This window comes from Oceaniglobus roseus (genome assembly GCF_002869745.1).
GTDB lineage: Bacteria > Pseudomonadota > Alphaproteobacteria > Rhodobacterales > Rhodobacteraceae > Oceaniglobus > Oceaniglobus roseus.
Map to the genome: position 1 here is coordinate 15,286 of NZ_PNOS01000013.1, position 12,656 is coordinate 27,941.

At 68.0% G+C, this 12,656-nt stretch carries 9 protein-coding genes; 8 read left to right on the forward strand and 1 reads right to left on the reverse strand.

Features of this window, described 5'->3' with window-relative positions; translation table 11 throughout:
* Window positions 1–76 precede the first annotated feature (76 nt).
* The 7 genes from A7B20_RS08380 to A7B20_RS08410 all read left to right on the forward strand — a co-directional run bounded on the left by A7B20_RS08380 (window position 77) and on the right by A7B20_RS08410 (window position 11,308).
* Entirely contained in the window at window positions 77–1,738 is a 1,662-nt protein-coding gene (locus A7B20_RS08380; RefSeq protein ID WP_102108119.1) for an ABC transporter substrate-binding protein, read from the forward strand.
* 95 nt (window positions 1,739–1,833) lie between these two features.
* Entirely contained in the window at window positions 1,834–2,880 is a 1,047-nt protein-coding gene (locus A7B20_RS08385) for an ABC transporter permease (RefSeq protein ID WP_102108120.1), read from the forward strand.
* Window positions 2,881–3,190: 310 nt separating this feature from the next.
* The gene (locus A7B20_RS08390; protein ID WP_102108121.1) at window positions 3,191–4,360 is read left to right on the forward strand and encodes an ABC transporter permease; all 1,170 of its coding nucleotides are present in this window, start codon (window positions 3,191–3,193) and stop codon (window positions 4,358–4,360) included.
* A 162-nt stretch (window positions 4,361–4,522) separates the two neighbouring features.
* A complete protein-coding gene (locus A7B20_RS08395) occupies window positions 4,523–6,610 on the forward strand; it encodes a dipeptide ABC transporter ATP-binding protein (protein WP_102108122.1) in 2,088 nt (695 codons plus the stop codon).
* A gap of 318 nt (window positions 6,611–6,928) precedes the next feature.
* The gene (gene ilvD / locus A7B20_RS08400; RefSeq protein ID WP_102108123.1) at window positions 6,929–8,758 is read left to right on the forward strand and encodes a dihydroxy-acid dehydratase; all 1,830 of its coding nucleotides are present in this window, start codon (window positions 6,929–6,931) and stop codon (window positions 8,756–8,758) included.
* Window positions 8,759–8,772: 14 nt separating this feature from the next.
* Window positions 8,773–10,407: a hypothetical protein gene (locus A7B20_RS08405; RefSeq protein ID WP_102108124.1), complete on the forward strand. Its 1,635-nt coding sequence runs from the start codon at window positions 8,773–8,775 to the stop codon at window positions 10,405–10,407.
* Window positions 10,408–10,441: 34 nt separating this feature from the next.
* Window positions 10,442–11,308 (forward strand): DUF1206 domain-containing protein, encoded by an 867-nt coding sequence (locus A7B20_RS08410; RefSeq protein WP_102108125.1) that lies wholly within the window; start codon window positions 10,442–10,444, stop codon window positions 11,306–11,308.
* 32 nt (window positions 11,309–11,340) lie between these two features.
* On the opposite strand, the gene A7B20_RS08415 is transcribed toward A7B20_RS08410, so the two are convergent.
* Window positions 11,341–11,940 carry a lytic transglycosylase domain-containing protein gene (locus A7B20_RS08415; RefSeq protein WP_102108126.1) on the reverse strand — a complete coding sequence of 200 codons (600 nt, stop codon included), beginning with the start codon at window positions 11,938–11,940 and terminating at the stop codon, window positions 11,341–11,343.
* A 144-nt stretch (window positions 11,941–12,084) separates the two neighbouring features.
* On the opposite strand from A7B20_RS08415, the gene ssb reads away from it, so the two are divergent.
* A complete protein-coding gene (gene ssb / locus A7B20_RS08420) occupies window positions 12,085–12,618 on the forward strand; it encodes a single-stranded DNA-binding protein (protein WP_102108127.1) in 534 nt (177 codons plus the stop codon).
* The last annotated feature ends 38 nt before the right edge of the window (window positions 12,619–12,656 follow it).

A 12,656-nucleotide genomic window follows, 5' to 3' on the forward strand; every position in this document is an offset into this window, starting at 1 on the left:
GCCGCGATCCTTGCGGAAAACCATGGGGCCGGGGCGCCCGTCGGCAAGAGAAACAAGGTCTCACAGGGAGAGCGAGATGACTGATTCAACGATGCCCGGCCGGATCCATCCGGCCGCCAGGATGTATGCGCAGGAGGTTGCGGAGGGCAAGCTCAGCCGCCGCGACTTCCTGATCCGTTCCACCGCCCTCGGCGTGTCGGCCACCGCGGCCTACGGGATGCTCGGCCTCGCCGCGCCCGCCCGCGCCCAGGCCGAGCCCCAGCAGGGCGGCACGCTCAGGATCCAGATGAGCATCAAGGCGCTCAAGGATCCCCGCTCCTACGACTGGAGCGAGCTCGGCAACGAGACCCGCGGCTTCCTCGAGTACCTGGTCGAATACGAGGCCGACGGCACCTTCCGCCCGATGCTGCTGGAATCCTGGGACGTCAACGACGACGCCACCGAATACGTGCTGCACGTCCGCCCGGGCATCAAGTGGCACAACGGCGACGACTTCACCGCCGAGGACGTGGCCCGCGTCATCAACCTCTGGGCCGACAAGAGCTCGGAAACCAACTCCATGGCCTCCCGCCTCGGCGGCCTGATCGACGACGAGACCGGCAAGGCCCGCGACGGCGCCATCGAGATCACCGATCCGATGACCGTCAAGCTGACCCTGTCCTCTCCCGACATCGCGATCATCGCCAACTTCTCCGACTATCCCGCCGCCGTCACTCACAAGGACTTCGTCGAGGGCGGCCCCTTCGAGGAGATCATCGGCACCGGCCCGTTCAAGCCCGTCTCGATGGAAGTCGGCGTGAAATGCGTGATCGAGCGCGCCGACCAGCCCTGGTGGGGCACCGAGGTCTATGGCGGCCCCTACCTCGACCGGGTCGAGATGATCGACTACGGCACCGACCCCTCGGCCTGGGTCGCCGCTGCTGAATCCGAGGAAGTCGACCTGTTCTACGAAACCGTCGGCGACTTCATCGACATCATGGACGCCATCGGCTGGACCAAGACCGAGGCCGTGACCGCCTCGACCCTCGTGATCCGCCCGAACCAGAAGGCCGAGATCGACGGCATGGTGCCCTACGAGAAGGCCGAGGTCAGGAAGGCGCTGGCCATGGCCGTGGACAACGAGGTCTGCCTCGAACTCGGCTACTCGGGCCGCGGCACCGTGGCGGCCAACCACCACGTCTGCCCGATCCACCCCGCCTATGCCGACATCGGCCCCGCCCCCTTCGACCCGGCGGCGGCGAAGAAGATGATGGACGACGCCGGGATGGGTGATTTCGAGCACGAACTGATCACCGTCGACGACGACTGGCAGAAGAACACGGGCGACGCCATCGCCGCGCAGCTGCGCGACGCGGGCATCAACATCAAGCGCACGATCCTGCCCGGCGCCACCTTCTGGAACGACTGGACGAAGTACCCGTTCAGCGCCACCCAGTGGAACCACCGTCCGCTCGAGGTGCAGATCCTGACGCTGGCCTACACCTCGGGCCAGGCCTGGAACGAATCCGCCTTCAGCAACGAGGAGTTCGACAAGCTGATGGACCAGGCGAACTCGATCGCCGACGCCGACACCCGGCGCGAGACCATCGGCAAGCTCGAGCAGATAATGCGCGACGAGGGCGTCATCATCCAGCCCTACTGGCGCTCGCTCTACAACCACCACAACGGCAACGTGGTCGGGGCGGAGAAGCACCCCTCGCACGAGTTCCACCTCTACAAGTTCGGCCTCGCCTCCTGAGGCAAAGGACCAGGCGCCGCTCCCCCGACGGGGGGCGGCCGCAACGATAAGGACGGCGGGACCAACCCGCCGCCTTCCCAGACAGGGACTGACACATGGGACTGTTCATCCTGCGCCGGCTCGGGGTGATGCTCGTCACGGCGCTCTGCCTGACGTTCATCGTCTTCTTCATGACCAACCTCTACCCCAACCTCGAGAAGCTGGCGAAGACCCAGGGCAACCAGCGGATGACCGACGAACAGGTCCAGGTCTGGCTGGAGAACCGCGGCTACGACAGGCCCGTGTTCGTGAAGTACGGCGAATGGCTCGGCGTCGTGCCGGGCTGGACGCGCGAGACGGCGGACGGTGCCCTCACCGGGCGCTGCGTCGAACAGGGGATGACGCGCGAGGACGTGCCGACCTTCTGCGGTGTCCTCCAGGGCGACTGGGGCTATTCCACGGTGTTCAAGGAGGACGTGCTCGACATCGTCGGCCTGCGCCTTGGGCTGACCGGGAAGCTGATGTTCTGGGTCATGGTTCTGATGGTGCCCTCGGCGCTCATCATCGGCGTGCTGGCCGGGATGCGCGAGGGCTCGCGCACCGACCGCTCGCTCTCGACCGTGTCGATCCTGTCCACCGCGACGCCGGAATACGTCTCGGGGGTCATCCTGATCGCCGTCTTCGCCTCCTCCGCCGTGGGGCTGAAATGGTTCAAGGGCACCGCGACCTCGGCCATGGACGATGCGAACTTCGAGAACTTCTTCCTGCCGGTGCTGACCATCGCGCTCTACGGCATGGGCTACATCGCCCGCATGACCCGCGCCTCGATGGCCGAGGTGATGACCGCGCAATACATCCGCACCGCGCGCCTGAAGGGCGTCAGCTTCCGCAACATCGTGCTGAAACACGCGCTGAGGAACGCGCTGATCGCCCCCTTCACGGTCATCATGCTCCAGTTCCCGTGGCTGCTGAACGGCGTGGTGATCGTCGAGACGCTGTTCAACTACAAGGGCTTCGGCTGGACGCTGGTGCAGGCGGCGTCGAACAACGACATCGAGCTGCTGCTCGGCGTCTCGGTCGTCTCGGTGCTGGTGGTGCTGGTCACGCAGCTGATCTCCGACATCGGCTACGTCTACCTCAACCCGCGGATCTCCGTCGCATGAGCCCGCTCTTCTCCATCGCCCGCCCATCGCCCTCCGCGCAAGGTGTTCCGCCCTCCCCGCTCGACGTGCCGTCGGAACGCGTGCCTGCGTTCCCGGGCCGCTTGCCGTCATCCTCGGGCCCGACCCGAGGATCTCCTGCCACCCTTCCCCTGACCCGAGGATCTCCGCCCCCCCGCACCCGGTCGCGCGAGCGTGCGCCCGCTCCGACAGATCCTCGGGTCAAGCCCGAGGATGACGGCGGGCCGGGCGCCTTCTGCCCCCTGCCTTCGCCGCCCCCCACCTCCCCAGCAGCCAGCGAGGGTCTCTGACCATGGAACCGCTCTCCACCCTCGAGATCCTGACACGGCTCGCGATCCAGCTGGTGCCGGTCTGGATCGCCCTTGCCGTCCTCTTCGCCCTCTCCTTCGCCTTCAAGCGCCGCCTCGGCCTCTACGGCAAGCTCTTCGACAGCCCCATCGGGATGATCGGCTTCGCGCTGGTCATGTTCTGGGTCTTCACCGGCGTCTTCGGCGCCATGGGCCTGGTCGAGACCCACGACCCCCTCGCCCAGATTCCGGGGATGAAGAACGAACCGCCCGGCACGCCGCTGCGAAGCCCGGACGAGGGCCAGTATCCCTATTTCCTGCTCGGCGGCGACAACCTGGCGCGCGACGTCTTCTCGCGCATGGTCGCGGGCGCCTGGGAGGTGATCAAGATCGCCCCCTTCGCGACCCTCTTCGCCTTCATGGTCGGCATCACCCTGGGCCTTCCGGCCGCCTATTACGGCAAGCGGCTGGACGTGATCCTGTCCTTCCTCGCCAACCTGATCCTCGCCTTCCCGGTGATACTGCTGTTCTACCTGCTGGTCACGCCGGAGATCGTGGCGACGGGCATCCCCGTCTACATGGCCGCGGTGCTGTTCGTCTTCCCGATCGTCTTCCTCGTGATCCTGTTCAACTCGCGCTACTTCACCCAGCCGGGCAAGCGCGCGCTCTATCTCGGGCTGACGCTGGTGATCGGGCTCTGGCTCTATCTCGGGATCGCCTGGAACGCCGATCCGCTCGGCATCATCTCGTTCCCGCCGAACCTGCTGGTGGTCTTCGTGGCGGTGGTCTTCGTCAACTCGCCCACCGTGTTCCGGATCGTTCGCGGCATCGCCATGGACATCAAGACCCGCGACTACGTCGCCGCCGCCCAGACCCGCGGCGAGGGGCCCTGGTACATAATGCTGTGGGAGATCCTGCCGAACGCCCGCGGGCCGCTGATCGTCGATTTCTGCCTCAGGATCGGCTACACCACGATCCTGCTCGGCACGCTCGGCTTCTTCGGCCTGGGGCTGTCGCCGGAAAGCCCGGACTGGGGGAGCACGATCAACGAGGGGCGCAAGCTGCTCGCGATCTACCTGCATCCGGCGGTGGCGCCGGCGCTGGCGCTCCTCAGCCTCGTGCTGGGGCTGAACCTGCTGGCGGACGGGCTGCGGGAGGAGTCGTTGCGCGACTGAGCATGCGTTCCGACACCGGGGGCCAGCCCCCGGACCCCCGGGATATTTGGGAAGCAAAGATGGGGGCGGTGTTGGAAAGGACCGGCGGGGCGCGCGCGGAGGTCCGGCGCGGATCGCACGGAAGGACGAGGGGCGGTTTCGCCGATCGAAAGGAAATGGTTGATGGCTGAGGACACCTACGACGGTCCGATCCTGGAGATCGAGAACCTCTCGATCTCCTTCTTCACGCGGCTTCGGGAAATCCCCGCGGTGATGGATTTCTCCACCCGCGTCTTTCCCGGCGAATCCATGGGGCTGGTCGGCGAATCCGGCTGCGGCAAGTCGACCGTGGCCCTTGGCGTGATGCAGGACCTCGGCGTCAACGGCCGCATCGTCGGCGGTTCGATCCGCTTCAAGGGGCGCGACCTGAACACCATGAGCGACGCCGAGCTCAGGGCGATCCGCGGCCGCGAGATCGCGATGATCTACCAGGAGCCCATGGCCTCGCTGAACCCGGCCATGCGGATCGGCAAGCAGCTGATGGAGGTGCCGATCATCCACGAGAGGATCTCCGAGAAGGAGGCCTACCAGCGGGCGCTGGAGGTGGTCGCCGACGTCAAGCTGCCCGACCCCGAGCGGATGCTGCGCTCCTATCCGCACCAGCTGTCGGGCGGACAGCAGCAGCGGATCGTCATCGCCATGGCGCTGATGAGCAAGCCTTCCCTGCTGATCCTCGACGAGCCGACCACGGCGCTCGACGTGACGGTGGAGGCGGCGGTGGTGGAGCTGGTGAAGGACCTCGGCAAGAAATACGGCACCTCGATGCTGTTCATCTCCCACAACCTCGGGCTGGTACTGGAGACCTGCGACCGGCTCTGCGTGATGTACTCCGGCGAGGCGGTCGAGACCGGCTCGATCGCCGACGTCTTCGACAGGATGCGCCACCCCTACACCCAGGCCCTGTTCCGCTCGATCCCGCTGCCCGGCGCCGACAAGAACTCGAAGCCCCTCGTCGCGATCCCGGGCAACTTCCCCCTGCCCCACGAACGCCCGCCGGGCTGCAATTTCGGCCCCCGCTGCGACTATTTCGAGAAGGGGCGCTGCGACGCGCAGGACATCCCGATGTTCACCGTCGAGGGCGACGAGCGCCACCGCACCCGCTGCCTGAGGTTCGAGGAGATCGACTGGGCGAAGCTGGAGCTCGGGTCGGTCGACGTCCAGAAGTCCGAGCCGGGCGACGTGGTGCTGAAGATGGACAACCTCAAGAAATACTACGAGGTCTCCGCCAACGCCCTGTTCGGCGGCGGCGACAGGACCAAGGTCGTCAAGGCCAACGAGACCCTGAGCTTCGAGGCGCGGGAGAGCGAGACGCTGGCCATCGTGGGCGAGTCGGGCTGCGGCAAGTCGACCTTCGCCAAGGTGCTGATGGGGCTGGAAACGGCGACCGAGGGGCAGATCCTGCTCGACAACCGCGCGATCGGCGGCACGCCGATCGAGGACCGCGACACCAAGACCGTCGCCGACATCCAGATGGTGTTCCAGAACCCCTTCGACACGCTGAACCCCTCGATGACCGTGGGCCGGCAGATCATCCGGGCGCTGGAGATCTTCCGCATCGGCAGGACGGAGGAGGAGCGGCGCGAGAAGATGCTGGAACTGCTCGACCTCGTGAAGCTGCCCCGCGCCTTCGCCGACCGGATGCCGCGCCAGCTTTCGGGGGGACAGAAGCAGCGGGTCGGCATCGCCCGCGCTTTCGCGGGGGGCGCGCGCATCGTCGTGGCGGACGAGCCGGTGTCGGCGCTGGACGTATCGGTGCAGGCGGCGGTGACGGACCTCTTGATGGAGATCCAGCGGCGCGAGAAGACGACGCTGCTGTTCATCTCCCACGACCTCTCCATCGTGCGCTATCTCAGCGACCGGGTGCTGGTGATGTACCTCGGCCACGTGGTCGAGATCGGCACCACCGACCAGGTCTTCGCGCCCCCCTACCACCCCTACACCGAGGCGCTGCTCTCGGCCGTCCCCATCGCCGACACCCGGGTGGAGAAGAAGCACATCGTGCTGGAGGGCGACATCCCCTCGGCGATGAACCCGCCGCCGGGCTGCCCGTTCCAGACCCGTTGCCGCTGGAAGGCGCAGGTGCCCGGCAACAAGTGCGAGACCGAGGTGCCGCCCATGGTGAAGATCGCCTCGGGCCACGAGATCAAGTGCCACCTGAGCCGCGAGAAGCTGGACGGGATGGAGCCGGTCATCACCATGGCGGCGGAGTGACGGCACGCCACCGGTGCGCCGTCATCCTCGGGCCTGACCCGAGGATCTCCCGGTCCCTGTGCCTTCCGTCATCCTTGGGCCTGACCCGAGGATCTCCCGGTCCCTGTCCCTTCCGTCATCCTCGGGCCTGACCCGAGGATCTTCCGGCCTCTCCAGTTCCCGCCGCCGCGCCTTTCCGACAGATCCTCGGGTCGAGCCCGAGGATGACGGGTGGCGGGCGGAGCGCCCGCCATCCGTCACTTTCGCCGCCCGGGGAGTGGCGCGTGCCTTCCGCCTTCGCTATAGCCTGAGGGAAACGCTGCAAGAAGGACGCATGCCATGCCCGCCTACCGCTCCCGCACCACCACCCACGGCCGGAACATGGCCGGCGCACGGGGCCTCTGGCGGGCGACGGGGATGAAGGACGGCGACTTCGGCAAACCGATCATCGCCATCGTCAACTCCTTCACCCAGTTCGTCCCCGGCCACGTCCACCTGAAGGACCTCGGACAGCTCGTTGCCCGCGAGGTCGAGGCGGCCGGCGGCGTCGCCAAGGAGTTCAACACCATCGCCGTGGACGACGGCATCGCCATGGGCCACGACGGGATGCTCTATTCGCTCCCCAGCCGCGAGATCATCGCGGACTCGGTCGAGTACATGGTGAACGCCCACTGCGCCGACGCCATGGTCTGCATCAGCAACTGCGACAAGATCACGCCGGGGATGCTGAACGCGGCGATGCGGCTGAACATCCCCGTGGTCTTCGTCTCGGGCGGGCCCATGGAGGCCGGCAAGGTGGTGCTGAACGGCAAGGAGCAGGCGCTGGACCTCGTCGATGCCATGGTCGCCGCCGCCGACGACCGGGTCAGCGAGGCGGACGTCCAGACCATCGAGCGCTCGGCCTGCCCCACCTGCGGCTCCTGCTCGGGCATGTTCACCGCCAACTCGATGAACTGCCTGACCGAGGCGCTGGGCCTGTCGCTGCCCGGCAACGGTTCGACCCTCGCCACCCACGCCGACCGGAAGCGGCTGTTCGTCGAGGCCGGGCACCTGATCGTGGACCTCGCCAAGCGGTACTACGAGGGCGACGACGCCTCCGTCCTGCCCCGCGCCATCGCCTCCTTCGCGGCGTTCGAGAACGCGATGACGCTGGACATCTCCATGGGCGGCTCGACCAACACCGTGCTGCACCTTCTCGCCGCCGCCCACGAGGGCGAGGTGGACTTCACCATGGCCGACATCGACCGGCTGTCGAGGAAGGTGCCCGTGCTCTGCAAGGTCGCGCCCGCCAAGTCCGACGTCCACATGGAGGATGTGCACCGCGCGGGCGGCATCATGGCGATCCTCGGAGAGCTCGACCGCGCGGGGCTGCTCGACACCTCGGTCGGCTCGGTGCACTCGGCCAGCCTCGCCGCCGCACTGGAGCGGTGGGACGTCAGGCAGACCACCGCCAACTCGGTGCACGAGTTCTATGCCGCCGCGCCCGGGGGCGTGCCGACGCAGACCGCCTTCTCGCAGTCGCGCCGGTACGACTCGGTCGACCTCGACCGGGAAAACGGCGTGATCCGCGATGCCGAACACGCCTTCTCCAAGGACGGCGGGCTGGCGGTGCTCTACGGCAACCTCGCCGAGGACGGCTGCATCGTGAAGACGGCGGGCGTCGACGAGTCGATCCTGACCTTCACCGGCCCGGCGCGTATCTTCGAAAGCCAGGACGACGCCGTCAGCGCGATCCTGACCAACAAGATCCACGAGGGCGACATCGTCCTGATCCGCTACGAAGGGCCGCGGGGCGGGCCGGGAATGCAGGAGATGCTGTACCCGACCTCTTACCTCAAATCGAAGGGCCTCGGGAAAGCCTGCGCGCTGGTCACCGACGGCCGCTTCTCCGGCGGCTCTTCGGGCCTCTCCATCGGCCACGTCTCGCCCGAGGCGGCCGAGGGCGGCACCATCGGCCTAGTCGAGGAGGGAGACAGCATCGTCATCGACATCCCGAACCGCACGATCCATCTCGACGTCGACGACGCCACCCTCGCCGCCCGCCGTGCCGCGCAGGACGAGAAGGGCTGGCAGCCCGATGCGCCGCGCAAGCGCAAGGTGACGACCGCGCTCAGGGCCTATGCCGCGCTCACCACCAGCGCCGCCAAGGGTGCCGTCCGCGTGGTCTGAGACAGGGAGGCGCCATGGCCTATTTTGACCTCGGCGCCTACCGCCGCCCCGTCACCGCCTCCGGCCGGAAGGCGGCGAAGTGGTTCAACCGCGGCCTCGTCTGGTGCTACGGATTCAACCACGAAGAGGCGGTGCTCTGCTTCAACAAGGCGCTTGCCGCCGATCCCGGCTGCGCCATGGCCCACTGGGGGATCGCCTGGGCGGTCGGGCCGAACTACAACAAGGGTTGGGAGGACCTGTCGGCCGAGGCCCGCGCCGACATGGTGGAGACCGCGCAGCGTCACCTCGGGCTGGCCCTGTCGCTCGCGGGCAGCTGCACGCCGGTCGAGCTGGCGCTGATCGGCGCGCTCGCCGCCCGCTATCCCCGCAGCCCGCAGCTCGAGGACTATGCCCCCTTCCACACCGCCTTCGCCCGGGCCATGCGCCCGGTGCAGCGCGCCTTCCCGAACGACCTCGACGTGATCGCGATCACCGCCGAGGCGATGATGAACCGCACGCCCTGGCAGCTCTGGGACACCGCCACCGGCACGCCCGCCGAAGGCTCCGACACGCTGGAGGCGAAGGCGCTGCTGGAGCACGCCTTCGCCAGGGTCGACGGCGCCTGGGACCACCCGGGCCTTTTGCATATGTACATCCATCTGATGGAGATGTCGCCGACGCCCGAACTGGCGCTCCGGCACGGCGACCGGCTGGCCGTGCTGGTGCCGGATGCGGGCCACCTGATCCACATGGGCACGCATATCGACGTGCTGACCGGGGACTACCAGAACGTCGTCGCGCGCAACCAGCGCGCCAGCATCGCCGACGAGAGGTTCCGCGCCTATGCGGGCCCCGACAACTTCTACACCCTCTACCGCGCCCACAACTACAGCTTCACGCTGTACGGCGCGATGTTCCTCGGCCAGAAGCGCACCGCCCTCGCCGCCGCCGAAGCGCTGATCGGCGCGCTGCCCGAGTCGATCCTGCGCCCCTATGCCGACTGGTTCGAGGCGTTCATCCCGAAGAAGCAGCACGCCATGATCCGCTTCGGCATGTGGGCCGAGATCCTGGACCAGCCCCTGCCGAGGGACGCCGAGCTCTACCGCATGACGACGGCGATGACGCACTATGCCCGCGCCATCGCCTTCGCCAACACCGGCAGGCCGAAGGAGGCGCAAAAGGCCGCGCAGGTGTTCGAGGCGGCGCGGCTGCTGGTGCCCGAGACGCGGCTGCTGTTCAACAACACCTGCGCCGACCTGCTGGCCATCGCCGAGCGGATGATGCTGGGCGAGATGGCCTATCACGAGGGCCAGCACGCCCGCGCCTTCGACCACCTGCGCGCCGCCGTGGCGCTGGACGACGGGCTGCACTACGACGAGCCCTGGGGCTGGCTCCAGCCCGCCCGCCACGCCCTCGGCGCGCTGCTGCTGGAACAGGGGCACCTGGACGAGGCCGAAGCGGTCTATCGCGCCGACCTCGGGCTTGACGGCGCCCTGCCCCGCCCCTGCCAGCACCCCGGCAATGTCTGGAGCCTCCATGGCCTGAACGAGTGCCTGGAGCGGCGTGGCGAGACGGTCGAGCGCCCCCATGTGCGGGCACAGCTGGCAAAGGCGCTGGCCCGCGCCGACGTCCGGATCGGCGCCTCCTGCTTCTGCCGCGCCCGGCGATGAGGGAACCGCGCCGCTCCGCGCGTGTTGGAGCGGCATGGCCGACTCATCCTCCTCCGACTTCTCCTGGGCCCTGCCCGTCATGCGCATCGGCTACCTCGGCCGCGCGCTCGTCTATCTCGCGATCGCGGGCGTGTCGCTCTGGGCGATATGGCTGGGCGGCGAGGCCGAAGGCACCTCCGAATCCCTGTCCGAGGTCGAATCCCTGTTCGGCGGCACGTTCCTCCTGCTGGCGATCTGCATCGGCGTCGTCTGCTACGGCATCTGGCGGGCGGTGGACTCGCTCTGGGATCTCGAGGACTACGGCACCGGCGCCAAGGGCATCGCGGCGCGCTCGGGCATGATCGCGAGTTCGCTGATCCATTTCGGCATCGGCGTCCTCGCCCTGCAACTGCTGTTCAACATGGGCGGCGGTTCGTCCGACCAGTCCTCGGTCGCCAAGGGCGTTTCCGCGGCCATGGGCCTGCCCTTCGGCCCCTGGCTGGTGGGTGCCGCGGGGGCGATCACGATCGGCGCCGGGATCTACTACATGTACCAGGGGATCAGCGGCCGCTACCGCAAGCACCTGCGCGCCAACCCCGTGACCCTGAAGGCCAGCCCGGTGTTGAGCGCGGGCCTGGTCGCCAAGGGCGTGATTGTCGCGGGGGTCGGTGGCCTGCTGATCCTCGCCGCCCTGCACCACAATCCGGACGAGGCCGGGGGCACCGACAAGGTGTTCCAGTGGGCCTATACCACGCCCTTCGGCGAGACCGTCGTCGTGCTGATCTGCATCGGCCTGCTGGCCTTCGCCCTCGTCTGTCTCGTCAACGCGATCTGGCGCATCGTGCCGAAGGTCGCCGGGCCGGACGTGGAAAGCGTCGCGCAGCGCCTCAGCGACGAGGTCAGCAACGCGGTGAACGGGTGATGCGGGAGGCAAGGCGCGCCGAGCGCCGAAACCTAGCTGCCCCAGATGACCTGCACGTAGTTCATCGTCTCGCGGTAGGGCGGCACGCCGCCGTGCTTCTGAACCGCCGCCGGCCCCGCGTTGTAGGCCGCAAGCGCCAGGCGCCAGGTCTTGAACGCCTCGAACTGGCGGCGAAGATAGCGCGCGCCACCCTCGAGGTTCTGCCGCGGATCGCCGGGGTCCACCCCCAGCCGCCGCGCCGTCTCGGGCATCAGCTGCGCAAGGCCGAGCGCGCCCTTGGGCGAGACGGCGTTCGGGTTCCACCCCGATTCCTGCTGGACGAGCCGCAGGAACAGGTCTTCGGGCACGGCATGCTTGCGGGCGGCTGCGCGGGCCATGGCCAAGTAGGGGCCGTTGTACTTGCCGACGAAGCGCGGCGCGGCCCCGGCCGCATCGCGCGCCGGGATCTTCACCTTGTCCGGCCGCAACCGGTCGGAATGGGAATATTGCGCCGCCGCCCGCCCGTCCAGAACCCGCGTCTGGCTCTGGAACAGCTTCAGGCGGCTCTTCGAAGAGACCTTGACCGAGTCGGCCTGGGCCGCGCCGGATAGCACAAGGCAGGCCGCCAGCGCGAGTGCACCCCTGAAAATCATTCGCACACTGTCCGTCGTTTTGGTTGGTGGCACTATACCGATTTCGGCGGCCGTTTCCAGCCTCGCGGATCTTTAGCCGCTGTTAACCATGGCACCCCTCATGTAACACCATCGGGACGTTGAGAATCGAGAGGAGACGGCGCAATGGCGGGTTCAGTGAACAAGGTGATCCTGATCGGCAACCTGGGCCGGGATCCCGAGATCCGCACGTTCCAGAACGGCGGCAAGGTGTGCAACCTCAGGATCGCCACCTCGGAGACCTGGAAGGACCGCAACACCGGCGAGCGGCGCGAGCGGACCGAGTGGCACTCGGTCGCGATCTTCTCCGAACCGCTGGCCCGCGTGGCCGAGCAGTACCTGAAGAAGGGCTCGAAGGTCTACATCGAGGGCCAGCTCGAGACGCGGAAGTGGCAGGACCAGTCCGGCCAGGACCGCTATTCGACCGAGGTCGTGCTGCGCCCCTACCGCAGCGAACTGACCATGCTCGACGGCCGCGAAGGCGGCGGCGGTGGTGGTGGTGGCAACTACGGCGGCGGCTACGGCGGCGGTGACTATCCCGACGACCGCGACGGCGGCTACGGCGGCGGAAGCAGCGGCGGCGGCGGCGGTTCATCGCGCGGTGGCGGCGGCGGCGGCTACGGCGGCAACAACGACATGGACGACGAGATCCCGTTCTGATCGGCAGCCCTCCGCCGCAGACGCCCCCTTGGGGGCGA

Excerpts from the sequence above, each read along its gene's own strand:
- A7B20_RS08380 (WP_102108119.1), top strand. The coding sequence starts at position 77 with ATGACTGATTCAACGATGCCCGGCCGGATCCATCCGGCCGCCAGGATG.
- ilvD (WP_102108123.1), top strand. The coding sequence starts at position 6,929 with ATGCCCGCCTACCGCTCCCGCACCACCACCCACGGCCGGAACATGGCC.
- A7B20_RS08405 (WP_102108124.1), top strand. The coding sequence starts at position 8,773 with ATGGCCTATTTTGACCTCGGCGCCTACCGCCGCCCCGTCACCGCCTCC.
- A7B20_RS08395 (WP_102108122.1), top strand. The coding sequence starts at position 4,523 with ATGGCTGAGGACACCTACGACGGTCCGATCCTGGAGATCGAGAACCTC.
- A7B20_RS08410 (WP_102108125.1), top strand. The coding sequence starts at position 10,442 with ATGGCCGACTCATCCTCCTCCGACTTCTCCTGGGCCCTGCCCGTCATG.
- A7B20_RS08385 (WP_102108120.1), top strand. The coding sequence starts at position 1,834 with ATGGGACTGTTCATCCTGCGCCGGCTCGGGGTGATGCTCGTCACGGCG.
- A7B20_RS08390 (WP_102108121.1), top strand. The coding sequence starts at position 3,191 with ATGGAACCGCTCTCCACCCTCGAGATCCTGACACGGCTCGCGATCCAG.
- ssb (WP_102108127.1), top strand. The coding sequence starts at position 12,085 with ATGGCGGGTTCAGTGAACAAGGTGATCCTGATCGGCAACCTGGGCCGG.
- A7B20_RS08415 (WP_102108126.1), bottom strand. The coding sequence starts at position 11,940 with ATGATTTTCAGGGGTGCACTCGCGCTGGCGGCCTGCCTTGTGCTATCC.